The organism is Comamonas badia DSM 17552 (assembly GCF_000484635.1).
Taxonomy (GTDB): Bacteria; Pseudomonadota; Gammaproteobacteria; order Burkholderiales; family Burkholderiaceae_C; genus Comamonas_C; species Comamonas_C badia.
Genome location: NZ_AXVM01000002.1, coordinates 534,447 through 560,929, shown reverse-complemented (window position 1 = coordinate 560,929; position 26,483 = coordinate 534,447). Strand labels below are relative to the sequence as shown.

At 67.3% G+C, this 26,483-nt stretch carries 22 protein-coding genes; 16 read left to right on the top strand and 6 right to left on the bottom strand.

The window, feature by feature from the left end:
• A complete protein-coding gene (gene hemC / locus K320_RS0106795) occupies nucleotides 1-939 on the bottom strand; it encodes a hydroxymethylbilane synthase (protein WP_024538084.1) in 939 nt (312 codons plus the stop codon).
• An 83-nt stretch (nucleotides 940-1,022) separates the two neighbouring features.
• On the opposite strand from hemC, the gene ppc reads away from it, so the two are divergent.
• Nucleotides 1,023-3,869 carry a phosphoenolpyruvate carboxylase gene (gene ppc / locus K320_RS0106790; RefSeq protein ID WP_024538083.1) on the top strand — a complete coding sequence of 949 codons (2,847 nt, stop codon included), beginning with the start codon at nucleotides 1,023-1,025 and terminating at the stop codon, nucleotides 3,867-3,869.
• 145 nt (nucleotides 3,870-4,014) lie between these two features.
• Here ppc and K320_RS0106785 read toward each other — a convergent pair whose 3' ends face one another.
• Nucleotides 4,015-4,350 carry a YegP family protein gene (locus K320_RS0106785; RefSeq protein WP_024538082.1) on the bottom strand — a complete coding sequence of 112 codons (336 nt, stop codon included), beginning with the start codon at nucleotides 4,348-4,350 and terminating at the stop codon, nucleotides 4,015-4,017.
• 170 nt (nucleotides 4,351-4,520) lie between these two features.
• On the opposite strand from K320_RS0106785, the gene K320_RS0106780 reads away from it, so the two are divergent.
• The gene (locus K320_RS0106780) at nucleotides 4,521-5,066 is read left to right on the top strand and encodes a hypothetical protein (protein WP_024538081.1); all 546 of its coding nucleotides are present in this window, start codon (nucleotides 4,521-4,523) and stop codon (nucleotides 5,064-5,066) included.
• A 5-nt stretch (nucleotides 5,067-5,071) separates the two neighbouring features.
• Here K320_RS0106780 and flhC read toward each other — a convergent pair whose 3' ends face one another.
• From flhC to bfr, 3 genes are all read right to left on the bottom strand, one after another.
• The gene (gene flhC / locus K320_RS0106775) at nucleotides 5,072-5,608 is read right to left on the bottom strand and encodes a flagellar transcriptional regulator FlhC (RefSeq protein ID WP_024538080.1); all 537 of its coding nucleotides are present in this window, start codon (nucleotides 5,606-5,608) and stop codon (nucleotides 5,072-5,074) included.
• Nucleotides 5,609-5,624: 16 nt separating this feature from the next.
• Entirely contained in the window at nucleotides 5,625-5,954 is a 330-nt protein-coding gene (gene flhD / locus K320_RS0106770; RefSeq protein WP_024538079.1) for a flagellar transcriptional regulator FlhD, read from the bottom strand.
• 201 nt (nucleotides 5,955-6,155) lie between these two features.
• Nucleotides 6,156-6,632: a bacterioferritin gene (bfr, locus tag K320_RS0106765; protein WP_024538078.1), complete on the bottom strand. Its 477-nt coding sequence runs from the start codon at nucleotides 6,630-6,632 to the stop codon at nucleotides 6,156-6,158.
• Nucleotides 6,633-6,837: 205 nt separating this feature from the next.
• On the opposite strand from bfr, the gene ahpC reads away from it, so the two are divergent.
• The 7 genes from ahpC to K320_RS0106730 all read left to right on the top strand — a co-directional run bounded on the left by ahpC (nucleotide 6,838) and on the right by K320_RS0106730 (nucleotide 16,911).
• Entirely contained in the window at nucleotides 6,838-7,413 is a 576-nt protein-coding gene (gene ahpC, locus K320_RS0106760; protein ID WP_024538077.1) for an alkyl hydroperoxide reductase subunit C, read from the top strand.
• Between the two features lie 105 nt (nucleotides 7,414-7,518).
• On the top strand, nucleotides 7,519-9,087 hold the full coding sequence (ahpF, locus tag K320_RS0106755; protein ID WP_024538076.1) for an alkyl hydroperoxide reductase subunit F: 1,569 nt from the start codon (nucleotides 7,519-7,521) through the stop codon (nucleotides 9,085-9,087).
• Between the two features lie 248 nt (nucleotides 9,088-9,335).
• A complete protein-coding gene (locus tag K320_RS0106750; protein WP_024538075.1) occupies nucleotides 9,336-13,607 on the top strand; it encodes an Eco57I restriction-modification methylase domain-containing protein in 4,272 nt (1,423 codons plus the stop codon).
• 240 nt (nucleotides 13,608-13,847) lie between these two features.
• Entirely contained in the window at nucleotides 13,848-14,735 is an 888-nt protein-coding gene (locus K320_RS0106745) for a DMT family transporter (protein ID WP_024538074.1), read from the top strand.
• Nucleotides 14,736-14,789: 54 nt separating this feature from the next.
• On the top strand, nucleotides 14,790-15,764 hold the full coding sequence (locus tag K320_RS0106740; RefSeq protein WP_024538073.1) for an NAD(P)H-dependent flavin oxidoreductase: 975 nt from the start codon (nucleotides 14,790-14,792) through the stop codon (nucleotides 15,762-15,764).
• A gap of 67 nt (nucleotides 15,765-15,831) precedes the next feature.
• Nucleotides 15,832-16,194, top strand: coding sequence for a type II toxin-antitoxin system prevent-host-death family antitoxin (locus K320_RS0106735; protein WP_051384850.1), 363 nt, complete (start codon nucleotides 15,832-15,834; stop codon nucleotides 16,192-16,194).
• A 57-nt stretch (nucleotides 16,195-16,251) separates the two neighbouring features.
• Nucleotides 16,252-16,911, top strand: coding sequence for an AAA family ATPase (locus tag K320_RS0106730; protein WP_024538071.1), 660 nt, complete (start codon nucleotides 16,252-16,254; stop codon nucleotides 16,909-16,911).
• Between the two features lie 10 nt (nucleotides 16,912-16,921).
• Here K320_RS0106730 and K320_RS0106725 read toward each other — a convergent pair whose 3' ends face one another.
• Nucleotides 16,922-17,380, bottom strand: coding sequence for a CopD family protein (locus K320_RS0106725; RefSeq protein WP_024538070.1), 459 nt, complete (start codon nucleotides 17,378-17,380; stop codon nucleotides 16,922-16,924).
• A 60-nt stretch (nucleotides 17,381-17,440) separates the two neighbouring features.
• Between K320_RS0106725 and K320_RS0106720 the strand changes: the two genes are divergently transcribed.
• The 7 genes from K320_RS0106720 (at nucleotide 17,441) to K320_RS0106690 (ending at nucleotide 26,371) form a co-directional block, all read left to right on the top strand.
• On the top strand, nucleotides 17,441-18,952 hold the full coding sequence (locus K320_RS0106720; protein WP_024538069.1) for a sigma-54 interaction domain-containing protein: 1,512 nt from the start codon (nucleotides 17,441-17,443) through the stop codon (nucleotides 18,950-18,952).
• A 126-nt stretch (nucleotides 18,953-19,078) separates the two neighbouring features.
• Nucleotides 19,079-20,266, top strand: a complete 1,188-nt coding sequence (locus K320_RS0106715; protein ID WP_024538068.1) for a substrate-binding domain-containing protein — start codon at nucleotides 19,079-19,081, stop codon at nucleotides 20,264-20,266.
• 144 nt (nucleotides 20,267-20,410) lie between these two features.
• Nucleotides 20,411-21,181 carry an ABC transporter ATP-binding protein gene (locus tag K320_RS0106710; protein ID WP_024538067.1) on the top strand — a complete coding sequence of 257 codons (771 nt, stop codon included), beginning with the start codon at nucleotides 20,411-20,413 and terminating at the stop codon, nucleotides 21,179-21,181.
• Entirely contained in the window at nucleotides 21,178-21,903 is a 726-nt protein-coding gene (locus tag K320_RS0106705; protein ID WP_024538066.1) for an ABC transporter ATP-binding protein, read from the top strand. Before K320_RS0106710 ends, K320_RS0106705 begins: the two co-directional genes overlap by 4 nt.
• Before the next feature lie 162 nt (nucleotides 21,904-22,065).
• Nucleotides 22,066-23,049 (top strand): branched-chain amino acid ABC transporter permease, encoded by a 984-nt coding sequence (locus K320_RS0106700; RefSeq protein ID WP_024538065.1) that lies wholly within the window; start codon nucleotides 22,066-22,068, stop codon nucleotides 23,047-23,049.
• A 15-nt stretch (nucleotides 23,050-23,064) separates the two neighbouring features.
• Nucleotides 23,065-24,129, top strand: a complete 1,065-nt coding sequence (locus K320_RS0106695; RefSeq protein ID WP_024538064.1) for a branched-chain amino acid ABC transporter permease — start codon at nucleotides 23,065-23,067, stop codon at nucleotides 24,127-24,129.
• A gap of 58 nt (nucleotides 24,130-24,187) precedes the next feature.
• The gene (locus tag K320_RS0106690) at nucleotides 24,188-26,371 is read left to right on the top strand and encodes a 3-hydroxybutyrate oligomer hydrolase family protein (RefSeq protein ID WP_024538063.1); all 2,184 of its coding nucleotides are present in this window, start codon (nucleotides 24,188-24,190) and stop codon (nucleotides 26,369-26,371) included.
• The last annotated feature ends 112 nt before the right edge of the window (nucleotides 26,372-26,483 follow it).

Here is a 26,483-nt window from a genome sequence, read left to right as displayed (position 1 = left end):
TCAGGTCCGCGGCTCGGCACGCGCGCCGGCGGCCTGCAGCGCGGCGGCCACGCGCAGGCCGAGCGCGTCGGCCTGCTCCAGCGTGCCGATCGCGGCATCGCCCTGCGCACGCACCAGCGGCGCGCCGCCGTCCAGATCACCCCAGGCGGCGGCCAGCCGCAGGCTGCTCCCCAGCCACTGGCCATGGGCCGCCAGCGGCATCGAGCAGCTGCCGCCCATGGCGCGGCTCACGGCGCGCTCGGCCGTCACGGTCAGCCAGGTGGTGTGATCGGCCAGCGGGGCGAGCGCCGCCAGCAGATCCTGCCGGTCGCTGCGCACCTCGATGGCCAGGGCCCCTTGCCCGGCGGCGGGCAGCATCTGCGAAGGCTCGAAGGTGCTGCGGATGCGATCCGCCAGCCCCAGCCGCTTGAGGCCGGCCGCCGCCAGCACGATGGCGGCGTACTGCCCCTCGTCGAGCTTGCGCAGCCGCGTATTGACGTTGCCGCGCAGCGGCTCGATGGCCAGATCGGGGCGCAGCGCATGCAGCAGCACCTGGCGGCGCAGGCTGGACGTGCCGACCACCGCGCCCCGCGGCAAATCCTCCAGCCGCGCGTATTGCGGCGAGACGAAGGCATCGCGCGGATCTTCGCGCTGCAGGATGCAGGCCAGCGCAAAGCCGTCTGGCAATTCCATCGGCACATCCTTGAGCGAATGCACGGCGATGTCGGCCCGGCCTTCCTCCAGCGCCACCTCCAGTTCCTTGATGAACAGGCCCTTGCCGCCGACCTTGGAGAGCGCGCGGTCCAGGATCTGGTCGCCGCGCGTGGTCATGCCCAGCAGCCGCACCTGGTGGCCGCGCGCCTGCAGGATGGACTGCACGTGCCTGGCCTGCCACAGCGCAAGCTGGCTCTCGCGCGTGGCGATGGTGATGGGGGACGGGGTGGCGCGTGCGGTGCTCATGGTGCCATTGTGGCGCAAGCGGGCGCTACACTGCGATGCATGTTGCAATGCAGCATCCGCATGACTCTTTTGCGAGCCTGACCATGACAGACAACGCCAGCCCTTCCGCCCCCGTCCATGCGCCGGCCGCGCGCCGCAGCGACAAGGATGCGCCGCTGATGCAGGACATCCGCCTGCTGGGCCGCATCCTCGGCGACGTGATCCGCGAGCAGGAGGGCGAGCAGACCTACGCGCTGGTCGAGCAGATCCGCCAGCTCTCGGTCGCGTTCCGCCGTGATGACGACCAGGGGGCGGACCGCGCGCTCAAGAAGCTGCTCAAATCGCTCACCGGCGACCAGACGGTGCGCGTGATCCGCGCCTTCACCTATTTCAGCCACCTGGCCAACCTGGCGGAAGACCGCCACCACATCCGCCGCCGCGAGGTGCACGAGCGCGCCGGCAGCAGCCAGGAGGGCGGCATCGACGTGGCGCTCTCGCGCCTGCGCTGGGCCGGCATCGCGCCGCAGACGGTGGCGCAGACGCTGGCGGCCAGCTATGTGGTGCCGGTGCTCACCGCGCACCCCACCGAGGTGCAGCGCAAGAGCATCCTGGATGCCGAGCGCGAGATGGCCCGCCTGCTGGCCGAGCGCGATGCCATCCAGGCACGTGCCCGGATGTTCAACAGCGCGCGCGATCTGCTCAGTCCGCGCGAGCTCGCCGCCAACGAGGCCGGGCTGCGCGCGCGCATCGCCCAGGTCTGGCAGACGCGGCTGCTGCGCGTCTCGCGCCTGACGGTGGCCGATGAGATCGAAAACGCGCTCTCCTATTACGAATCCACCTTTCTGGGCGAGATTCCGAAGATCTACGCCGAACTGGAGCATGCGCTGGCCGGCAGCGAGCCCATCGCCAGCTTTCTGCGCATGGGCCAGTGGATAGGCGGGGACCGCGACGGCAACCCCAACGTGACGGCCGAGACGCTCAGGCTGGCGCTGCGCCGCCAGGCCGAAGTGGCGCTGCGCCACCACCTGGCCGAGGTGCATGCGCTGGGCCGGGAGCTGTCGCTTTCTTCCGGGCTCGTGCAGGTCTCCGGCGCCGTTGCGGCGCTCGCCGAATGCTCCGAAGACAATAGCGTTCACCGCAGCGACGAACCCTACCGCCGGGCGCTCAGCGGCGTCTATGCGCGGCTGGCCGCCACCAGCGAGGACCTCGCTGGCATGGTGGCGGCGCCTTCCCCCGTGGCGAGGCTCCCGGCCTACGCCAGTGCCGACGCCTTGCTGGCGGACCTGCGCGCCATCCAGGCCTCGCTCGCCTCGCACAAGGGGGCCGCGCAAACCGCGCAACGCCTGCATCCGCTGATCCGCGCGGCGGAGGTTTTCGGCTTTCACCTGGCCACCGTGGACCTGCGCCAGAGCTCGGACCAGCACGAACGCGTGATCGCCGAACTGCTGGCCGCGGCGCGCATCGAGCCCGATTACGCCGCCCTGGCGGAAGCGCAGCGCCAGCAGCTGCTGGTGCGCCTGCTGTGCGACGCGCGGCCGCTGCGCGTGGTCGGCGCCAGCTACAGCGCGCATGCGCAGGGCGAGCTGGAAATCTTCGAGACCGCGCTCGAACTGCGCCGCCGCTACGGCCCGCAGGCGATACGCCACTACATCATCAGCCACACCGAGACCGTGAGCGATCTGCTGGAGGTGCTGCTGCTGCAAAAGGAAACCGGGCTGATGCACGGCACGCTCGATGCCCAGTGCCGCGCCGATCTCATCGTCTCTCCGCTGTTCGAGACCATCACCGATCTGCGCAACGCCGCCCCCATCATGCGGGCGTACTACGCCATTCCCGGCATTGCACGCTTGATGCAGGCGAGCGGCGGCGAGCAGGACATCATGCTCGGCTACAGCGACAGCAACAAGGACGGCGGCATCTTCACCAGCAACTGGGAGCTGTACCGCGCCGAGATAGCGCTCGTCGAATTGTTCGACGAGCTCAACGCGCAACTGCCGGGCGGCACCATCCGCATGCGCATGTTCCACGGCCGCGGCGGCACCGTGGGGCGCGGCGGCGGCCCGAGCTACCAGGCCATCCTGGCGCAGCCGCCGGGCACGGTGCGCGGGCAGATCCGCCTGACAGAGCAGGGCGAGGTCATCGCCAGCAAATACGCCAACCCCGAAATCGGCCGGCGCAACCTCGAAACCCTCGTCGCCGCCACGCTGGAAGCCACGCTGCTGCAGCCCACCAAGCCCGCCACCAAGGCCTTTCTGGCCGCCGCGCAGGAACTCTCCAACGCCAGCATGGCCGCCTACCGCGCGCTGGTCTACGAGACGCCGGGCTTCACCGACTATTTCTTCAACGCCACGCCGATCCGCGAGATCGCGGAACTGAACATCGGCTCGCGCCCGGCGTCGCGCAAGGCCGGCCAGCGCATCGAAGACCTGCGCGCCATCCCCTGGGGCTTCAGCTGGGGCCAGTGCCGGCTCACGCTGCCGGGCTGGTACGGCTTTGGCGCGGCGGTGCAGGCCTTCGTCGCCGCGCCGGGCAAGGACGAGAAAGCGCAGTGGGCGCTGCTGCGCAAAATGCACCGGCAGTGGCCGTTCTTCTCCACGCTGCTCTCCAACATGGACATGGTGCTGGCCAAGAGCGATCTGGCGCTGGCCAAGCGCTACAGCGAGCTGGTTCCCGATGCGCGCCTGCGCAGACAGGTGTTTGCCGCCATCGAGCAGGAATGGCAGCGCACCATGGAGGCGCTCTCGCGCATCACCGGCGACAAGACACGCCTGACGCACAACAGCGCGCTGGCGCGCTCGATCCAGCACCGCTTTCCCTACATCGACCCGCTGCACCACCTGCAGGTGGAGCTGATCCGCCGCTGGCGCGCCGAGCCCGGCAACGACCGGGTGCGCACCGGCATTCAGCTGTGCATCAACGGCATTGCGGCGGGGCTGCGCAATACGGGGTGAAGGGGTTGGGCGTTGGGCGTTGGGCGTGTCCAGTGAAGTGGTGTGGCCTCCCGATCCTCACCCCTCACCCCTCACCCCTCACCCCTCACCCCTCACCCCTCACCCCTCACCCCTCACCCAATGCCCCTCACCCAATGCCCAACGCTCAGGCCGTCTGATCGTCGGTGCTGGCGCCGGGCGCGTTGCCGATGCACGACTGGATGCCGTTGTCGCGCGCCGCCTCGCCCGAATACATCTGGCTCTGGCCTATCACCTGGCCATTGGTGGCCTTGAGCACGAAGTAGGGCGAGCCGTCCTTGCCCGTGAGCCTGTCGTAGCGTGCGGCGTCACCGCCGTTCTTCTGCACCGACGCGATGCCGTTGACCGCGCTGGCCTTGGCCTCGTACATCTCGCTGGAAAGAATCACCTGGCCGTTGCCCGCCAGCAGGTTGAAGTGAAATTTGCCGTTCCTGGATTTCTTGAGCTCGAACTTGCCTGCCATGGGTCTCTCCTTTTCATCTGTGAGCGCTGCCGCCTGCCGGCAGCTCGGGGCATTGTGATGCACGGGCCTGGGCCGGCACCGTCACGATTTGTCCGCGGTGGTCTGAATAGGGTGAAAAAACGCCTTTCATGCCGGTATTGCGCCGCTGGGCCGGGTCTAGGATCACGCGCATGCCGAGAACGCCCATTCAGCTCAGCCGCCGCGCCGTCGTACTGGGACTGGCGCCCGCCTCCCTGCTTGCCGGCTGCGCGCGCTACTACTACGGCGATCGCTACGGCCCCTTGCTCGAAGACGGCAGCGGCCAGATGCTGGAAAAAAGCACGCGTGCCGCAGTCGATCGCCTGCTGGGCAAGGGGGCGCAGGTGCCCGCCGCCGCGGTACGGGTGATGGCGCTGACCGAAACAGGGTCGGGCGGCCGCAGCTCCGGCTTTGGCCGTGTGGTCACGGCGCAGCTCACCAGTGAACTCGCGGCGCGCGGCGTGGCGCTGGCGCCGCAAGACCAGGCATCCGCGCCCGACACCGCCGATTGGCAGACGCTGGACGCTGCCATGCAATCCCGCGCAGCGGCGGCGCAGCTGGAGGGCAGCTACACCGTGGCGGCGCGGGTGGCGTATGTGAGCCTGCGCCTCACGGGCGAGGGAGGCAGGCTCCTGTCTGCCGTGGACTACACCGTGGCGCTCGAACCCGATGTGAATGCGCTGCTGCGCACCCCATAGCGCTCTCAGTGCAGCTTGAGCGCCGCCTTGCTCTTGCTCTTGCCCGCCCGTGCCGGCGGGTTGCACAGGCCGCAGACGTAGTGGCGGCTCTCGTACAGCTCGCTCACGAACTGGCCCTTGCATTTGCTGCATTTGGTGCGCGTGAGCATGCCCGCATCGACGAATTTCACCAGCCGCCAGGCGCGGGTGAACGAGAGTAGCGGCTCGATCTCGGCCGTCTGCACCTGCTCGTTGTACAGGCGGTAGGCCTTGGTGAGCAGTTCCACCGCGTCCAGATCCACGCCCTTGGAGAGGTATTCGTAGATGTTGAGGAACAGCGAGCTGTGGACGTTTTCCTGCCAGGTGAGGAACCAGTCGGTGGAAAACGGCAGCTGGCCCTTGGAGGGTGAGCGCCCCGCCACTTCCTTGTACAGGCGGATCAGGCGCTCGTAGGAGAGCGTGGTTTCCGATTCCAGCACCTGCATGCGCGCGCCCATTTCGATGAGCATGGCGGCGCGCTCGATCTGGCGCGATTCGTTGAGGACGCTTTTGGCAATGGCCATGAGGGGCTCCCGTTCGTCAGATCACTTCGGCCACGCGGCTGGCCATCAGGATGTTGGCGTGCAGCGTGTTGGTGGCTTCGTTGCCGGCCTTGGTCGGCGCCTTGTGGCTGGTCAGCAAACTCCACACCAGTTCGTCATCGACGCGGAAGCTGCACAGCAGGGTGTTGCGCGATGCGAGCTTGAGCACCTGCGCGGTGGAAAGCGCCACCAGGATGTCGGCCGCGTCCTCGTTCAGACCCAGGCGGAACACCGCTTCGGCCTTGTCCTGGCGGATCAGGTTCTGCGCCAGCATCAGATAGGTCAGGTTGGCTTCGCGGATTTCCGAGAGCATCTGTTCGTTCGTCATGGTGCGTGCCTTTCAGTGCAGGATCTGCGTGATCCGATGAAATGCATTGTGAAAGTCGCCCATTCGAAAAATAAGTCGGCGCGTGTCGGTAGCTGCTGTCGGATTTGCCGGCGCGCGGTGTAGGAAATTGCCCTACACGGCTGTCCGCGCAAGCACAAAAAAGCGGGCCTGAGCCCGCCTGTTTGCCCCGTAGCGTGCCTGTCAGGACAGCTCGCCCATCTGCGACTGCAGGTAGTTCTGCACGCCGACCTTGGCCAGCACCTCGATTTGCGTTTCGAGGAAGTCGATGTGCTCCTCGGTGTCTTCCAGGATCACGCCCAGCAGGTCGCGCGAGACGTAGTCGCGCACGCTTTCGCAGTGCGCCATGCCCTCCTTGACGGTGGCCTGCGCGGCGCGCTCCAGGCGCAGATCGCATTGCAGGATTTCGGGCACGTCCTCGCCCACCTGCAGCTTGCCCAGGTCCTGCAGGTTGGGCAGGCCGTCCAGCATCAGGATGCGGTCCATCAGCAGGTCGGCGTGCTTCATCTCGCCGATGGATTCCTCATGCTCCTTCTTGGCCAAGCGGTCGAACCCCCAGTGCTTGAGCATGCGGTAGTGCAGGAAATACTGGTTGATGGCCGTCAGTTCGTTCTTGAGCTGCGCTTGCAGATAGGAAATGACTTGTGCGTCACCTTTCATGGGTGCTCCTTGTGAGTGCTGCGGATGCGGCGATTGTGGGCGTGTGAGCGGTGGCTCGCAAGCCAGGGGGTCAAAAGTCTTTTGCACGGCGGATGCGTGCCATTATTCATATTTCCTATTATGTTGATTGATTATACAAACTAGACAAATAAGTATTAAACACTATACTAGGGTTTGTACTTAGTTCAACCACCAAGGAGTAAATATGTCGCTCATCAACACCCAAGTCCAGCCCTTCAAGGCCAATGCCTACGTCAACCGCGGCGGCAAGGGCGAATTCATCGAGGTGACCGAGCAGTCCCTCAAGGGCAAGTGGTCGGTGCTGATCTTCATGCCGGCCGCCTTCACCTTCAACTGCCCGACGGAAATCGAAGACGCCGCCGAGTACTACAGCCAGTTCGAGAAGGCCGGTGCCGAGGTCTACGCCGTCACCACCGACACGCATTTCTCGCACAAGGTGTGGCACGAAACGTCGGATGCCGTGGGCAAGGCCAAGTTCCCGCTGGTCGGCGACCCGACGCACCAGCTGACCAACGCCTTCGGCGTGCACATCCCCGAGGAAGGCCTGGCGCTGCGCGGCACCTTCGTGATCAACCCCGATGGCGTGATCAAGACCATGGAAGTGCATTCCAACGAAATCGCCCGTGACGTGAGCGAGACGCTGCGCAAGCTCAAGGCCGCGCAGTTCACCGCCGCCCACCCGGACCAGGTCTGCCCGGCCAAGTGGAAGGAAGGCGCCAAGACGCTGACCCCGTCGCTGGACCTCGTCGGCAAGATCTAAGCCCTCACGGATCTGCGGCCGGACCGATGCAGAGCGCGCAGGCGCTTTGCCGTCCGGCTTTTTTTCGCCCATTTTTCGTATAGCAAACAGGAGAAGTCCATGTCCATCCTCGACGATCAACTCAAGACCCAACTCGCGGCGTATCTGGAGCGCGTTCAGCTGCCGTTCGAGATGGTGGCTTCCCTGGACGATTCCGAAACCTCCGCGCAGATGCGCGAGCTGCTCACCACCATCCAGGGCCTGCGCGCGGACAAGATCACGCTGCGCCTGGATGGCCAGGACGCGCGCAAGCCCTCGTTCACGCTGCAGCGCACTGGTTCCGATAGCAGCCTGCGCTTTGCCGGCCTGCCTTTGGGCCATGAATTCACCTCGCTGGTGCTGGCGCTGCTGTGGACCGGCGGCCATCCGCCCAAGGAAGAGGCGGATGTGCTGGAGCAGGTGAAGCAGCTCGATGGCGACTTCAACTTCGAGGTTTACATGAGCCTGACCTGCCACAACTGCCCGGACGTGGTGCAGGCGCTGTCGCTGATGGCCATCCTCAATCCCAAGGTCAAGACCACGGTGATCGAGGGCGGCGCGTTCCAGAGCGAAGTCGAAGCGCGCGAGATCATGGCCGTGCCCGCGGTCTACCTGAACGGCGCGATGTTCCACGCCGGCCACATGGAGCTCAAGCAGTTCATCGCCAAGCTCGATACCGGCGCGGCCAGGCGCGATGCCGAGAAGCTCTCGGCCAAGCCGGCGTTCGACATGCTCATCATCGGCGGCGGCCCCGCCGGTGCGGCAGCGGCGGTGTACGCGGCGCGCAAGGGCATACGCACCGGCGTGGTGGCCGAGCGCTTTGGCGGGCAGGTGAACGACACGCTGGACATCGACAACTACCCCTCGGTGCCGCACACCGACGGCCCGAAATTCGCCAGCGCGCTGCTGCAGCACGTCAATGACTACGAGGTCGATGTGATGAACCTGCAGCGGGTCAAGGCGCTCACGCCTGCCGCTACTGCGGGAGGGTTGATCGAGGTGGAGCTGGAAAACGGCGGTGTGCTCAAGGCGAAATCCGTGGTGCTGGCCACCGGCGCGCGCTGGCGCAGCATGAACGTGCCCGGCGAAGACCAGTACCGCACCAAGGGCGTGGCCTACTGCCCGAGCTGCGACGGCCCGCTCTTCAAGGGCAAGCGCGTGGCGGTGATCGGCGGCGGCAACTCCGGCATCGAGGCGGCGATCGACCTCGCCGGCGTGGTCGAGCATGTGACGGTGCTGGAATTCATGCCCGAATTGAAGGCCGACGCCGTGCTGCAGAAAAAGCTCAAGAGCCTGCCCAACGCCGAGGTCATCCTGAACGCGCAGACCACCGAGGTGCTGGGCGACGGCAGCAAGGTCAACGCGCTGGCGTACAAGGACCGCGCCAGTGGCGATGAAAAGCGCCTGGACGGCGAAGGCATCTTCGTGCAGATCGGCCTGCTGCCCAACACCGACTGGCTCAAGGGCACGGTGGAGCTGAACAAGATGGGCGAGATCGTCGTCGATGCGCGCGGTCAGACCAGCGTGCCTGGCGTGTTCGCCGCCGGAGACTGCACCACCGTACCGTTCAAGCAGATCGTGATAGCGGCGGGCGCAGGCTCCACGGCGGCTTTGGGCGCTTTTGATCATCTGATTCGCACCACGGCACCGGCGTGATTTTTCAGGCAAAATAGGGCTGTAACGCTTATCCATCAAGCGCTGGAAGCTATCAAATAAAAAGCGGAGTGGCTGTTGCAGCCCCTCCGCTTTTTTCTGCGCCGATCCCGCCCCCGTCATGGCGGCGCACGCTTGCCTTTGTGGGAGCGGCCTCAGCCGCGAATGAAGCCATTCGCGGCTGAGGCCGCTCCCGCATCCTTCAAGCGCGGGGGGGCGCTTACACTGCCGCCACCCCCCAAGACCCAAACATGCAAGGCCAGCTTTTCACCCAGGATTTTCTGCAGCGCGGCGTGCTCGAAACGCCCGCCTGGCAGGCGCTGGGCGATGAATCGCTGGCGGCGTTCGAGCAGGGCCTTGCCGCCATCTTCGCCGGGCGCGACATCGCCTCGGTGCTCAACGAGGCGCAGACCGAATCCGAAATCATCGCCCCCATCCTCGCGCTGCTGGGCTGGGGCGATGCCAGCCTGCCGCAGGTCAACCTGTCGGTAAAGCGCCGCGAAGACGTGCCCGACTGGCTGCTGTTCGCCGACGCCGCGCGCAAGGCCGAGGCGCTGGCCGAAACCAAGGACGACCGCCGCTACCGCCACGGCCTGGCGCTGCTGGAAGCCAAGCGCTGGACGCGCCCGCTGGACCGCGGCGACGCCACCGACCTGGCCGACCCGGACACGCCCAGCTCGCAGATGCTGCGCTACCTGAGCCGCGCCGACGTGGTGGGCGAGCGCGCGGTGAAATGGGGCGTGCTCACCAACGGCAGCGTCTGGCGCCTGTACTGGCAGGATGCGCGCTCGCGCTCCGAAGAGTTCTTTGAAATCCCGCTGGCCCGCGCGCTCGGCTTGCCCGGCTTTCAGCGCGAGCTGGACGACCCGCCGCCCGCGCACCTGCTGCGCCTGTTCGCGCTGTTCTTTGGCCGCGCCGCCTTTCTGCCGCAGGAATGGGACGCGGCAGGGCGCACGCTGCATGCCTATGCGCTGAACGAGGCGCGGCTGTACGAAGAGCGCGTCTCGCAAGACCTGGGCGCGCGCGTGTTTGGCGAGGTGTTTCCGCAACTGGCCGATGCGCTGGCGCGCGGTGATCTGCAACAGCGCACGCATACCGTCGGCTACGGCGTCTATACCCGCCCGCAGTTCGACGAGGTCTATCTGGACGAGGTGCGCGAGGCGACGCTCGTGCTGCTCTACCGCCTGCTGTTCCTGTTCTACGCCGAAGACCGGCGCCTGCTGCCGGTGCACGACGCGCGCTACCAGGATTACAGCGTGCGCCGCATCCGCGAAGAGGTGCGCGACAAGATGGATGCGGGCGCCAAGTGGTCCAGCACCGTGGGCCGCATCTGGCTTGATCTGCAGGGCGCTTTCCGGCTGATCGACGAGGGCGACGACGGCATAGGCGTGCCCGCCTACAACGGCGGCCTGTTCAAGCGCGCCCGCGCGCCGCTGCTGGAGCGCTCCACGGTGCCCGACAAGGTCATGGCCCCCATCATCGACGCGCTCTCGCGCCGCACCGAAGAGGTCTTGAAGGGCTGGATCAACTACCGCGATCTTTCGGTGAGCCACCTGGGCGGCATCTACGAGCGCCTGCTCGAATACAAGCTGGTGCACGAGGTGCAGGCGCAGGACGACTACCGCGACAAGCCCGAGATCGACCGCGTCGCCGCCCGCCCCGCGAGCTTTGCGCGCAAGGTCTCGGGCAGCTACTACACCCACCACGACCTGGTGCGGCTGGTGCTGCGCGAATCGGTCGGGCGCCTGGCGGCCGAGCGCATGGCGGCGTTTGAAAAGGCGCTGGATGGCTGGAAGAGCCGCGCCAGCCTGACGCCGCCGCTCTGGGACAAGCTGGACGGCACGCCCGGCGCGGGCCAGCGCGACGCGATCGACCCGGCGACGCAGATTCTGGAGCTCACCATCTGCGATCCGGCCATGGGCAGCGGGCATTTTCTGGTGACGCTGGTCGATGACCTGGCCGACCGCGTGCTCGAAGCCGCCAGCCGTGCCAGCGACCTGGTCAACGCCCAGCCCTGGGCCGCGCACCTGGCCGAGCGCGGCCGCGCGTGGGAGAGCCCCATCGCCAGCCGCATCGCCGCCATCCGGCGCGAAATCCGCGCGCAGGCCAGCGCCCACGGCTGGGCGGTGACGGACGAGCAGCTCGACGACCGCCACATCGTGCGCCGCATGGTGCTCAAGAAATGCGTGTTCGGCGTGGACAAGAACGCCATGGCGGTGGAGCTGGCCAAGACCTCTCTGTGGCTGCATACCTTCACCGTGGGCGCACCGCTCTCGTTTCTGGACCACCACCTCAAGTGCGGCGACAGCCTGCACGGCGAACCTTTGGGCCCCGTGCGGCGCGGCCTGGCGGCGCTGGGCACGCTGTTTGACGCGGGCGCCATAGACCGCCTGGCGCTGGCCGCGCAAGGCCTGGCGCAGGTGGCGGACCTGACCGACGTGGACATTGCCGAGGCGCGCCAATCCGCCGCCTTGGCAGAAGAGGCCGAGGCGCGCACCGCGCCGCTGCACCGCCTGCTGGACTTCTGGCGCGCGCTGCGCTGGCTGCTGCCGGGCTGGCCGGTGGACAAACCCACCAAATTGGCCAAGCTGGGCGACGAGGCCACGCGCGCCGCGCTGGCCGCGCTGCTGGCGCCGGGGCGCAATCTGGTGGAGACCCTGAGCGCTGGGCGGCTGGAACAGCGCGAACCGGGCGCGGCCGAGGCGGCAGACCTGATGCGCGCCTGCGCCGAATTGGCGCGGCGCGAGCGCTTCTTTCACTGGTGGACGCAGTTTCCCACGGTGTTTGACGTGAACGGGGCAGGGGGCTTTGACGTGGTGCTGGGCAACCCGCCGTGGGACCGCATCAAGCTGCAGGAGGTGGAGTGGTTTGCCGAGCGCGACGCGGCGATTGCCACCCAGCCGCGCGCCGCCGACCGCAAGGCCCAGATTGCCGCGCTGCAAAAGGCCAACGCGCCGCTGGCCGTCGAATACGCCGAGGCGGTGCAGCGCGCCGAGGCCAACGCTCGCGTGCTGGCCAAGGCGGGCGACTACCCGCTGCTGGGCGGCGGCGATGTCAACCTCTACAGCCTGTTCGTCGAGCGCGCGCAAACCCTGGCCAAACCCGGCGGCCTGGTGGCACTGCTCACGCCCAGCGGCATCGCGGCGGACAAGGGCGCTGCGGCATTCTTCAGTGGCATTGCCACGCATGGGCGGCTGGGCGCGCTGTACGACTTCGAGAACCGCAAGGTGTTCTTTCCCGACGTGCACGCCAGCTTCAAGTTCTGCACGCTGGTGTTCGGCGGCCCCGAGCGGCGCTTTGACCAGACCCTGTGCGCCTTCTTTCTACACAGCCTGGACGAGTTGGAGGCGCGCGAGGCGACGGGCGAGGTGCTGGTGCTGAGCGCTCATGACTTTGCGCTGGTGAACCCCAACACTGGCGCCGCGCCCATCTTCCGCACCCGGCGCGACGCGGACATCACCACCCGCATCTACCGCCAGCATCCGGTGCTGGTGCGCCATGCGGCGGACGGCGAGCAGCGCGCGTGGCCGGTGAAGTACGCACGCATGTTTGACATGACCAACGACTCGGGCAAGTTCATGAAGCCCGGGGAATTGCAGCAGCACGGCTGGCAGCGCGCGCCGCTGAACCGCTGGCGCAAGGGGGGTGAAGAGGCGCTGCCGCTGTACGAAGGCAAGATGGTGCAGATGTTTGACCACCGTGCGGCGGATGTGGTGGTGAATACAGCCAATTTGAAGCGCGCCGCCCAACAGGCAAGCGTTGGTAGCTCTGAAAAAGAGAGTCCAGAGCGCTACCCGACAGCCCAATACTGGGTGGCTAAAAGCGACGTCAGCACAACGTGGGGCGGTACTTGGTGTATTGCCTACAAATCGGTCACAGCGCCGAGCAACATGCGCACCATGATTGCGGCGTTGATTCCAGCCAGCGGCGTTGGCAACAGCATGGCGATGTTGCTTCCCAGCGATGACGGGCTGGGTAGTTACGCCACAACTGCGCCGCTTCTGCTGGCAAATATCTGCTCATTGGCCTACGACTTTGTGCTTCGACAGAAGGTGCAAGGGCAGAACCTGAACTGGTTCATCATCGAGCAGACTGCCGTCATATCGGCTTCCCGCTTCAACGACCCGCTCCCCGCCGCCTTCACCACCGCCGCCCGCGCCGCCGGCCTGATGAACGGCCACCACGCCGAGCCGAGCATCGCCGACTTCGTCGCCCCGCAGGTGCTGGCGCTGTCCTACACCGCGCACGACCTGGCGCCGTTCGCGCGCGACATGGGCTATGTGGATGCGCGGGGCATGGTGCTGCCGCCCATCGCCTGGAACGAGGAGGAGCGCCGTGAGCGCCTGGCCGCGCTCGATGCGCTGTTCTTCTGGCTCTACGGGCTCAGTGGCGCGGAGGTGGACTACGTGCTCTCCACCTTCCCCATCGTGCGCGAGCAGGACGAGCGCGCCTTCGGCCGCTTTCGCACGCTGGAAGACGTGCAGCGCTGGCGCGCGCTGCTGCCGGAGTTTCAAGCCATTTAGGGCTCCAGCGCTTTGCCAGCAAGCGCTGGCAGCTATCAATATGGTAGATAAGTGCGGTGCCGGCAGACTTGGCGCCAAGGTTCTACATTCCACCTGAAATGGAACCAAGACACGGCATGGACGCCGCGCCGATTGCGTCGCCGCACGCCCCCACCCCCGACCTCCCCCAGAGGGGGAGGGAGTAACACCGTCGCCTGTTTCATGCGATGTGGGTGGCGTGCAGCGCCATGGATAACTGCAATGAAGACACCATCCACCGACAAGGTCGCCCTGCTGGGCATTCTCGTGCTCACCGCCATCTGGAGCCTGAACTGGGTGGTGATGAAGCTCGCGCTGCGCGACGGCGGGCCGTTCGCTTTCAGCGCGCTGCGCTATGTGCTGGGCACGGCGGGGCTGTTTGCCCTGCTGGCGCTGCTGCGCCGGCCGCTGCGCCCGACGCCCTGGCTGCCGACGCTGGGCGTGGGGCTGACGCAGACCGCGGGCTTTCAGCTGCTGGTGCAGATGTCGCTGGTGTCCGGCGGCGCCGGAAAGATGGCCGTCCTGACGTATTCGATGCCGTTCTGGATCGTGCCGCTGGCATGGTGGTGGCTGGGCGAGCGGCCGGGGCGCACGCGCTGGCTGTGCATCGCGGCGGCGGCCGTCGGCTTCGTGCTGGTGGTGGAGCCGTGGCAGCCGCTGGGCGCGGCGCGCAGCATCGCGCTGGCGCTGGCTTCCGGCCTGATGTGGGCGGTCTCGGCGGTGCTGGCCAAGCGGATGTTCCAGAAGTACCCGGATGTGACGCCGCTGCGCCTGACCGCCTGGCAGATGCTGGTGGGTACCGTGGCCCTGGTGGCCGTGGCCCTGCTGGTGCCCGAGCGCGGCATCCACTGGACGGCGGGCTATGTGGGCGCGCTGCTGTATGCCGGCTTTCTGGCTTCCAGCATCGCCTGGGTGGCGTGGGCCGTGGTGGTGCAGTGCGTGGCCGCCAGCGTGGCCGGGCTGACCAGCCTGGCGGTGCCCGTCTGCAGCGTGCTGTTTGCCTGGGCGCTGCTGGGCGAGAGTCCTTCCGCCGTTGAATGGCTGGGCATCGCGCTGATCGCGGCGGCGCTGGCGGTGCTGAATTTTGCCGGCACGCAGCGCGCGCCTTGAGCGTGGCGGCGACAATGCCGCACACCACCCCCAACCACGACAGGAAAACAGCGCATGAAGACCCGCATCACCGAACTCTTTGGCATCCAGCACCCCATCATCCAGGGCGGCATGCACTACGTCGGCTTTGCCGAGCTGGCGGCGGCGGTATCGAATGCGGGCGGCCTGGGCATCATCACCGGCCTGACGCAGAAGACGCCCGAGCTGCTGGCCCGGGAGATCGCCCGCTGCCGCGCGCTGACGGACAAGCCCTTTGGCGTGAACCTGACCTTTCTGCCGATCGTGAACGCGCCCGATTACCCGGGCTACATCCGCGCCATCGTCGAGGGCGGGGTGAAGATCGTCGAGACCGCCGGCAACAACCCGCAGAAGTGGATGCCGCTGCTGCACGAGCACGGCATCAAGGTGATCCACAAATGCACCTCGGTGTGCCACGCGCTCAAGGCGGAATCGATTGGCTGCGATGCGATCAGCGTCGATGGCTTCGAGTGCGGCGGCCACCCGGGCGAGGACGACGTGCCCAACTTCATCCTGCTGCCGCGCGCGGCCGAGGAGCTGAAGATCCCCTTCGTCGCCTCGGGCGGCATGGCCGATGGGCGCTCTCTGGTGGCGGCGCTCGCGCTGGGCGCGGACGGCATCAACATGGGCACGCGCTTCATCGCCACGCAGGAGGCGCCGGTGCACGAGAACGTGAAGCAGGCCATCGTCGCCGCGAGCGAGCTCGACACGCGGCTGGTGATGCGCCCGCTGCGCAACACCGAGCGCGTGCTCAACAACGCCGCGGTGGAGCGCCTGCTGGCCAAGGAGAAGGAGCTGGGCAGCGCGATCAGCTTCCAGGACATCATCCAAGAGGTGGCCGGCGTCTATCCGCGCATCATGGAAAAGGGCGAGATGGACGCGGGCGCGTTCAGCTGCGGCATGGTGGCGGGGCTGATCCGCGACGTGCCGACGGTGCAGGCGCTGATCGACCGCACCATGGCCGAGGCGCAAGACCTGATCCGCCAGCGGCTGGCCGGCCTGCTGGCCTGAGAGGTCGAGGAAAAGGGAAAAATACCCAAATAGGGTATATTGAACGCACACCCTACGGAGTTTCACCATGACAGCAGCCGTTGCCACCCTGCCCGCGGATTTCGCGGGCCTGCCGCGCGCCCCGGCGTCGGACGTGAAAAAGCTGGGCTGGCGCGGCGTGATGCGCATGGTGGGGCAGGGCGGCGCGGTGCTGGTCACCAACCACGAGCGGCCCGAGGCCGTGATCCTCTCCATGGCCGAATACCAGCGCCTGCAGCAGGCGGCGGATGCCGCGCGCGCCGCGCCGCAGGATGCGCTGCAGGCGCTGCGCCAGCGGTTTGACGAGCGCCTGCAAAGCCTGCACGCGCCCGATGCTGCGGACCGCCTGCGCGGCGTGCTGGCGCAGGCCCCGTCGCTGGCCGGCCAGGTACGCGCCGGGCAGGGGTACTGAGAACTCTTTTTTCGATAGCTGCTTGCGCTTTATGCAAAAGCGCTGGAGCCGGTTTTGATGCAAAATTCACGCCCCGTCATCTACGTGCTGGCGGGGGTGAACGGGGCGGGCAAAAGCTCCATTGGCGGGCATCTGCTGAGCCGCGCCGGCCTGGCCTGGTTCAACCCCGATACCTATGCCCGCGCACTGCGCGCCGCCGGGATGGCGGACCCGGTGCAGGCCAACGCCGCCGCCTGGACCGAGGGCATGCGCCGGCTGGATGAAGCCGTGGCCCAGGGGCGCAGCCATGCGCTGGAAACCACGCTGGGCGGCTCCAGCGTCGCCGCGCGGCTGCGCGCCGCCAGCCGCACGCACGAGGTGCTGGTGTGGTTTTGCGGCCTGGCCACGCCGGATCTGCACCTGGCGCGCGTGCGCCAGCGGGTTGCCGCTGGCGGCCACGCCATCCCCGAGGCCAAGATCCGCGAGCGCTGGAGCAGCTCCATCGCGCACCTGATCGCACTGCTGCCCTGCCTGGCCGAGGCGCGCCTGTTCGACAACAGCGCCGCGGCGCTGCCGGGCGAGGCGGTGCCCGACCCCGTGCCGGTGGCGGTGCTGCGGCACGGCCGGCTGGTGTGGCCCGCGGCGGAGGATGCCGCCCGGCTGGCGCGGACGCCGGGCTGGGCCAGGCCGGTGCTGGAGGCGGCGCTGGCCTGGGGCGAGCCGCCGCGGTGCGGCTGACCCGGCCGCGCTACCAGAGCAGCACCACCGCCACGATCACCACGCCCAGCGTGAGGTTCACGCCGACCCAGTGGCGGATGGGCGCCAGCGCCGCGGCCGCCTGCGGCCACTGGCGCGCGTTGACCGCCTGGTTCAGGCGCGGGAACAGGCGCAGCCAGATGCCCGCGAAGATCGCCACCATCACCAGCCCGAGGATGGCCATGAAGGTCCAGGCCGGCGGCATGGCCAGCGCCTGCGCGGCGTCCATGTGCGCAAGGCCGATGAGTGCGATGCCGCTGGCCAGCACGATGGCCACGGCCAGCGCCATGGCGCCGAGAAAGCGCTGGAGCACGTCGCGCATCAGCGTGAGGCGCTGCGGCGGCTCCAGCGCCTGCACGGCGGGGCGCAGAAAGAAATGGGCAAACGCCATGCCGCCCACCCAGGCGATGATGGACAGCAGGTGGGCGAGTTTGAGGGCAGGGTAGAGCACGGGCGGAACGCAGAGTGGGGATGCGGCGATTGTGCGGCTTTCAACCGCTACCATTGCCCCATGCCGATCATCGCTCCCGATACCACCGCGCTGCCGCAGGACCCGGAGGGCATCCTGGATCTGGCGGTGCGCTCGATGTTCCAGCTTTTCTCCAGCCTGAGCGAGGGCATGTTCATCATGGACATGAGCGGGCGCATCGTCTGGGTCAACGAAGGCTACCGGCGCTTTCTGCCGGCGCTGGGGCTTGATACGGTGGAGGATTTCGTCGGCCACATGGTGGAGGAGGTGATCCCCAACACGCAGATGCGCCGCGTGCTGGAAACCGGCAAGCCGGAGCTGATCGACCTGCTGACCAACCGCGCCGGCACCTTCGTCGTGAGCCGCCTGCCGCTGCTGGCGGACGATGGCGCGGTGATCGGCGGCATCGGCATGGTGCTGTTCGACCAGCCCGAAACCACGCTGCAGCCGCTGATCGCCAAATTCGCACGGCTGCAGCAGGAGCTGGAAGACGCCCGCCGCGAACTCGCCACGCAGCGCAGCGCGCAGGTGGCGGGCGGGCGCCGCGCCAAGTACACGCTGGCGAGCTTCGTGGGCAGCAGCAGCGCGGCGGTGGAGGTCAAGCGCCGGGCGCGGCGCGCGGCGCTCTCCAGCAGCCCGGTGCTGCTGCTGGGCGAGACCGGCACCGGCAAGGAACTGCTGGCGCATGGCATCCACGCCGCCTCGCCGCGCGCGGGGCAGGCCCTGGTCAGCGTGAACATCGCGGCCGTGCCCGATACGCTGCTGGAGGCCGAGTTCTTCGGCTTCGTGGCGGGCGCCTTCACCGGCGCCGACCGCAAGGGGCGCGAGGGCAAGTTCAAGCTGGCCGATGGCGGCACGCTGTTCCTCGATGAAATCGGCGACATGCCGCTGGCGCTGCAATCCAAGCTGCTGCGCGCGCTGCAGGAGGGCGAGATCGAGCCGCTGGGCAGCAACCGGCTGATTCCGGTGGACGTGCGCATCATCGCCGCCACCAGCCGCGATCTGGCGGCGCTGGTGCGCGAGGGCAAGTTCCGCGAAGACCTGTACTACCGCCTCAACGTGCTGCCGATCCGCGTGCCGCCGCTGCGCGAGCGGCAGGGCGACATCCCCGCGCTGGTGGAGGTGCTGGGCGAAGACCTGGCGCAGAGGAGCGCCAGCGTGCAGCCCGAGCTGCTGCCCGATGCCGCCGCGCTGCTGGCGGCCCAGGCCTGGCGCGGCAACATCCGCGAGCTGCGCAACGTGCTGGAGCAGGCGGTGCTGCGCAGCGATTCGGCGGCGATCGATGCGGCGCAGCTGGCGGCGGTGCTGCGCGAATCGGGCATGGAGCCGCGGGCGCCGGGCGTCGTGGTCGGCGCCCGGCCGTCGCTGCAGGGGGACGCCGGCCTGCTGCGCCCGCTGGCCGAGCAGGTGGCCGAGCTGGAGCAGCGCGCGATCGCGGCATCGCTTCTGGTCCATCGCGGCAACAAGGTGGCGGTGGCGCGCCAGCTCGGTATCTCACGCGCCACGCTCTACGATCGCATGGCCGTGATGTCTGAAAAACAAACTTCAATCTGAAAATCAGGCAAATCATTGCCTTGCAACCAGACAAAATCAGCTGAAATTTCTGCAAAACCGCAGGTGAGGATGCTGGCACGGCTTGTGCAGTGAACGAGGCATCTTTGAAAAACGGAGGCATTCCTCATGCAACGTCGCTCCCTGCTTACTCTGGCTGCGCTGTCCGCTGCCAGCCTGCCGGTCTTCGCCAAGGCCGGCGAAATCCGCATCGCGCATGTCTACAGCAAGACCGGCTTGCTCGAAGCCTATGGCAAGCAGACGCAGACCGGCCTGATGATGGGGTTTCAATACGCCACCGGCGGCACGATGGAGATCGACGGCAGGAAGATCGTCCTGATCGAGAAGGACGACCAGGGCAAGCCCGATCTGGGCAAGAGCCTGCTGGCCACGGCCTACGCCGACGACAAGGCCGATCTGGCCGTCGGCCCCACCAGCTCCGGCGTGGCGCTGGCCATGCTGCCGGTGGCCGAGGAATACAAGAAGATTCTGCTGGTGGAGCCGGCCGTGGCCGACGCGATCACCGGCGACAAGTGGAACAAGTACATCTTCCGCACCGGCCGCAATTCCAGCCAGGACGCCATCGCCAACGCGGCGGCGATGGACAGGGATGGCGTCTCGGTCGCCACGCTGGCGCAGGATTACGCCTTCGGGCGCGATGGCGTGAAGGCCTTCAAGGACGCGCTCAAGCACGCCAGGATCGTGCACGAGGAATACCTGCCGCAGACCACGACCGACTTCACCGCCGGCATTCAGCGCCTGATCGACGCGCTCAAGGACAAGCCGGGGCGCAAGGCCGTCGAGGTGATCTGGGCCGGCGGCACGCCGCCCTTCAACGCGCTGGCGGCGGCGGACCTGAAGAAGCGCTACGGCATCGAGGTCTTCAGCGGCGGCAACATCCTGCCGGCGATGGCGGCCTACAAGAATTTCCCCGGCATGGAAGGCGCCACCTACTACTACTTCGGCATCCCGAAGAACCCGGTGAACGATGCGCTGGTGGCGATGCACTACAAGGAATTCAAATCCCCGCCGGACTTCTTCACCGCCGGTGGTTTTTCCGCCGCGATGGCCATCGTGACGGCGCTCAGGAAGACCGGCGGCGACACCAACACCAACAAGCTCATCAAGACCATGGAAGGCATGAGCTTCGAGACGCCCAAGGGTTTGATGACCTTCCGCAAGGAAGACCACCAGGCGATGCAGAGCATGTACCACTTCCGCATCAAGAACGACCCGGCCTTCCCCTGGGGCGTACCCGAGCTGGTGCATGAAATCAAGCCTGAAGAGATGCATATCCCGATCCGCAACAAGCGCTGATGCGTCTTTCTCCCTCCCCCTCTGGGGGAGGGCGGGGTGGGGGCCGACTGTTGGCGTGCCTCCGCCAGGAAATTTCCAACGGGTGAAAGCCCCCATCCCCACCTTCCCCCAGAGGGGGAAGGAGTTGCTTCGTTCCATCGCACCATGCTCGAAACCCGTGACCTCACCATCCGCTTTGGCGGCCATGTGGCCGTCAATGCGGTGTCGTGCCGTTTTGCACCGGGCACGCTCACGGCCATCGTCGGGCCCAACGGCGCCGGCAAGACGACCTACTTCAACCTGATCTCGGGCCAGCTCAAGGCCAGCGCGGGCAGCGTGCATCTGGATGGGCGGGATCTGAGCGGCCTGGCGCCATCGGAGCGCGCGCGGGCCGGGCTGGGTCGGGCGTTTCAGCTCACCAACCTGTTTCCCAACCTGCCGGTGCTGGAGAACGTGCGCCTGGCGGTGCAGGCCATGCGCGGCGGCAGCCACCGCCGCGGCATGAACCTGTGGAGCATCTGGAGCGACCACCGTCAACTCACTGAACGCGCCGAGGAAATTCTGCGCGGCGTGGCGCTGTGGGAGCGGCGCGCGGACGCAGCCGCCAGTCTGCCGCATGGCGACCAGCGCAAGCTGGAAGTGGCGCTGCTGATGGCGCTGGAGCCCAGCGTCTATATGTTCGACGAGCCCACCGCCGGCATGAGCCACGACGAGGCGCCGGTGATCCTGAACCTGATCCGCGAGCTCAAGAAAGACCGCAGCAAGACCATCCTGCTGGTCGAGCACAAGATGGACGTGGTGCGCGAACTGGCCGACCGCATCATCGTGCTGACCAATGGCACCCTGGTGGCCGATGGCGAGCCGGCCGAGGTGATTGCCTCGCCCGTGGTGCAGCAGGCGTACCTGGGCGTGAGCGACGAGAAGGAGGCGGCATGAGCGCAAACCTTCTGGAACTCGCCGGTGTGCACACCCACATCGGCGCCTACCACATCCTGCATGGCGTGGATATGGCCGTGCCGCGCGGCGCGGTCACGCTGCTGCTGGGGCGCAACGGCGCGGGCAAGACGACGACGCTGCGCACCATCATGGGCCTGTGGCAGGCCTCGCAGGGCAGCATCCGCTTTGCCGGGCAGGACATCACGCGGCTCGATACGCCGCGCATCGCGCAATTGAACATCGCCTACGTGCCCGAGAACATGGGCATCTTTGCCGATCTGACGGTGCAGGAAAACCTGCTGCTGGCCGCGCGCGGCGCGCGCAACGCGGCGGCGATGGACAGCCAGCGCCTGCAATGGATCTTCGGCATGTTCCCGGCGGTGGAAAAATTCTGGCACCACCCGGCGGGCAAGCTCTCGGGCGGGCAGAAGCAGATGGTGGCCGTGGCACGCGCCATCGTCGAGCCACGCGATCTGCTCATCGTCGATGAACCCAGCAAGGGCCTGGCGCCCGCCATCATCAACAACATGATCGCCGCGTTCGACCAGCTCAAGCAAAGCGGCGTGACCATCCTGCTGGTGGAGCAGAACCTGAACTTCGCTCGCCGCCTGGGCGACAGCGTCGCCGTGATGGACAACGGCCGCGTGGTGCATGCGGGCGCCATGGCCGCGCTGGCGCAGGACGAGGCATTGCAGCGGTCGCTGCTGGGGCTGGCTTTATGACGGCGTATCAGCTGGCTCCCTCCCCCTCTGGGGGAGGGCAGGGGTGGGGGCCTGGAGCGCTGGCTTCTTCCCGGGCAGCCCGGCAAGACACACCAGCCCCCATCCCCGCCTTCCCCCAGAGGGGGAAGGAGCAGGAAGCCATGCATGCAGAAAGGGCTATGTATGCGCATGCGTGATACCGACTGGAAACCGCTGGCCTTGGTGCCCCTGCTGGCGCTGCTGGTGCTGCCCTTCATCGGCTCGGGCTCCACCTGGCTCACGCTCACCGTGGCGGGGCTGGCGATGGGGATGATCATCTTCATCATTGCCTCGGGCCTCACGCTGATCTTCGGCCTGATGGACGTGCTCAATTTCGGCCACGGCGTGTTCATCGCGCTGGGCGCCTTCGTCGCCACCAGCGTGCTCGGGCTGATGGGCGATTGGACGGGCTCGGGCGAGCTCTGGCGCAACCTGGTGGCGGTGCTGCCGGCGATGGCCGTCGCCATGCTGGTGGCAGGCGCCGTCGGCGTGGCGTTCGAGCGCTGGCTGGTGCGCCCGGTGTACGGCAACCATCTCAAGCAGATCCTCATCACCATGGGCGGCATGATCATCGGCGAGGAACTCATCAAGGTGATCTGGGGCCCGCAGCAGATTCCGCTGCCGCTGCCCATGGGCATGCGCGGCTCGCTGCTGGTGGGCGATGCGGCGATCGAGAAATACCGGCTGATCGCCGTCGTCGTCGGCCTGGTGGTGTTTGCCATGCTGGTGTGGGTGCTGGCGCGCACCAAGGTGGGCCTCTTGATCCGCGCCGGCGTGCAGGACCGCGAGATGGTGGAGGCGCTGGGCTACCGCATCCGGCGCCTGTTCGTCGGCGTGTTCGTCGCCGGCAGCGCGCTCGCCGGCCTGGGCGGCGTGATGTGGGGCTTGTACCAGCAGAACGTGGTGCCGCAGATGGGCGGGCAGGTCAACATCCTGATCTTCATCGTCATCATCATCGGCGGGCTGGGCAGCACCGGTGGCGCCCTGATCGGCGCGCTGCTGGTCGGGCTGATGGCCAATTACACCGGCTTCCTCGTGCCCAAGGTGGCGCTGTTTTCCAACATCCTGCTGATGGTCGCCATCCTGCTGTGGCGCCCGAGCGGCGTGTACGCGGTCACCCACCGGTAGGCGGAGGCAACAGACATGCTGCATCGCATCTTCTCGGGTGATTTGCCGCGCAACCGCGCGCTCACCGCCATCCTGGTGCTCATCCTGCTGGGTCTGCTGTGCGCCCCCTTCATCTTTCCGGGCGTAAAGGCGCTCAACGTCGCGGCCAAGGTGCTGGTGTTCGTCGTGCTGGTGGCCAGCTTTGACCTGCTGCTGGGCTACACCGGCATCGTGAGCTTCGCGCACACCATGTTCTTCGGCATCGGCGCCTACGGCATTGCGATCGCCACCACGCGCATGGGGCCCACCTGGACGGCACTGGCGGTGGGCGTGCTCGGGGCGCTGGCGGTCTCGCTGGTGCTGTCGCTTGTCGTCGGCCTGTTTTCGCTGCGCGTGCGGGCGATCTTCTTCGCCATGATCACGCTGGCGGTGGCGGCGGCGTTTCAGACGCTGGCCTCGCAGCTGTCGGATTTCACCGGCGGCGAGGACGGCCTGAGTTTCAAGATTCCCGAAGTGCTTTCGCCCAGCTTCGAGCCCTTCGACAATCCCTTCCTGGGTGTGGACATCGACGGCAAGATCTTCTGCTACTACCTGTTGTTCGTGGCGGCGGTGGTGCTGATCCTGGCGATGCTGCGCGTGGTCAATTCGCCGTTCGGGCACGTGCTGCAGGCGATCCGCGAGAACGAATTCCGCGCCGAGGCCATAGGCTACCGCGTGGTGGTCTACCGCACGCTCTCCAGCGTCATTTCTGCCCTGTTCGCCACGCTGGCAGGCTGCATGCTGGCGCTCTGGCTGCGCTACAACGGGCCGGACACTTCGCTGTCGTTCGAGATCATGATGGACGTGCTGCTTATCGTGGTGATCGGCGGCATGGGCACGATCTACGGCGCGGCCATAGGCGCGGTGCTGTTCATGGTCGCGCAAAGCTATCTGCAGGATCTGCTGCGCCTCGCCAGCGACGCGGTGAACGCGCTGCCCTGGCTTTCCGCGCTGCTTTCGCCCGACCGCTGGCTGCTCTGGCTGGGCCTGCTGTTCGTGCTCTCGGTCTATTACTTCCCCACCGGTGTGGTGGGGCGGCTGCGCGCCCGGATCCGGGGCTGAAAACCTGCTTTCGCTTTCCCTTGTGTGATGACAACCATACCTTTTCTAAGGAGACGACATGCGAACGAATGAACGAGTGACGACGCGCTGGGCCGCCACGGCCCTGGCCATCGCAGCGCTGGCTGCCTGCGGCGGTGGTTCCTCCAAGCCGACGAATGATCTGCCCGCCGGCATCACCGAGATGGGGTCCACGGACTATCGCGCCACCACGGCAGGCACGGGTGCCACGGCCGCCGCGCAGGACCTGCTCACGGGCGGTATCGGCAAGACTGGCCTGGGCGCCGCCGCCGCGCCGGCTTATGCCGACCCGGCGAGTCCCTCGGTCGCCGAGTTGCGGCGCAATGCCATCTTCTCCAACTACCGGGGCATCCTCGACTACACGCCGGGTGGCGGCTACGGCTCGCTTTACGGCCCCAATGTGACGCTCGACGGACATGCCACGGCCGATGAAGGCCTGATCCCCGGCATCGAGTACGTCGCCGTGCTCGACGATGGCTCCAAGCGCAAGCAGACCGTGATCGCCGTGCAGGTGCCCGACAGCTTCAGCGCCAGCAGCCCCTGCATCGTGATCGGCGCCTCGTCGGGTTCGCGCGGCGTCTACGGCGCCATCGGCACGGCGGGCGAATGGGGCCTGAAGAAAGGCTGCGCCGTGGCGCTGACCGATGCCGGCAAGGGCGTGGGTCTGCACAATCTCTCCGACGACACGGTAAACAAGATCGACGGCACACGCGCCGCGCGCGGCGCAGCCGGGGCCTTGAGCTTCTTCACCGCCTTGAGCGATGCGGCGCGCACCGCCTACAACACGGCCTTCCCCAACCGCATCGCCATCAAGCACGCGCATTCGCAGCAGAACCCCGAGAGGGACTGGGGCACCGATACCCTGGCCGCGGGCCGCTATGCGTTGTACGTGCTCAACGCCCGCTACGGCACGGCCGACGATCCCGTGCCCTTCACTGCGGGCAATACGCTGGTGATCGCGGGCTCCGCCTCCAACGGTGGCGCGGCCTCGCTGCGCGCCGCCGAGCAGGACGGCGATGGCCTCATCGACGGCGTGGTGGCCTCCGAGCCGGTGACCGAAATGCCCACTGCCGGCGGCTACGGCATCCAGTTCGATGGCGCGGCGGTTGCCGGCTACGGCAAGACCCTGGCCGAATACACCACCTACGGCAACATCTATCAGCCTTGCGCGGCGCTGGCGGCCAACGCGGCGCTGAGCGAAATCTCGGTCTACAACTACCTCGGCCTGACCGGCACGGCGGCGCTCGCCGGGTTCCGCTGCGACAGCCTGGCCGACAAGGGATTGGTGAGCGGCGCCACCACCGCCGAACGCGCCGCCGATGCGCTGGCCAAGCTGCACGCCTACGGCTGGACGGAATACAACGACACCATGCACAACGCCCACTACGCGCTGGGCAACGGGCCCATCCTTTCGGCCATGTACACCATGGCCTACGGCCGCTTTGCCGCCGACGCCAATCTGTGCAACACCAGCTTCGCCGCGGTCAACCCCCTCACCGGCAACGTGGTGGCTGCCGCGCCCGCCGCGCTGGCGCAGAGCTTCGCCACGGCCAATGGCACGGCCAATGGCACGCCGGCCACGGTGATCTACAACGACTCGGTGGGCGGCGCCAAGGCATGGCAGTTCGCGGTTTCGCCGTCCACGCTCAGGTTCGACTTTGGGCTCGATAACGCGCTGTGCCAGCACGCGCTGGTGACCGGCAGGGATCCGGTGACGGGTGACGTGCTCACGGCCACCAGCACACCCACCAAGAGCGACAGTGACCGGGTGCGCGCCGGTATCGCCGAGGTGCTGCACACGGCCAACCTGCGCGGCAAGCCAGCCATCATCGTGGCGGGCCGCAGTGATGCGCTGGTGCCGGTGAACGACAACGCACGCGCCTATACCGCGCTCAATCGCACCATCGAAGGCGCTTCGAGCAAGCTGCGCTACATCGAGGTGATGAATGGCCAGCATTTCGACGCGTTCCTGCCGTTCTCGGGCTTCGACACGCGCTTCGTGCCGCTGCATCCGTACTTCAATCAGGCGATGAACGCGATGTGGGATCACCTGAAGAAGGGCGCCGCCCTGCCCGACAGCCAGGTGGTGCGCGCCACGCCGCGCGGGGGCATGCCTGGCGCGGCGAACACGATCACCGCAGCGAATGTGCCGCCGTTCGTGGCCACGCCGGCCGCGGCTGACCGGATCGGCTACGCGGGTACGTCCATCGCCGTGCCGCGCTGAGGTTCGTGCGCGAACCCGCCGGGCCCCGGAAATGACCGCCCCGCGTGGGCTCCGTCGGTCTCGGGGAATCCATCCGCGCCAGGGTTGCGCACGGGCGGCGGCCGTCGTGCGA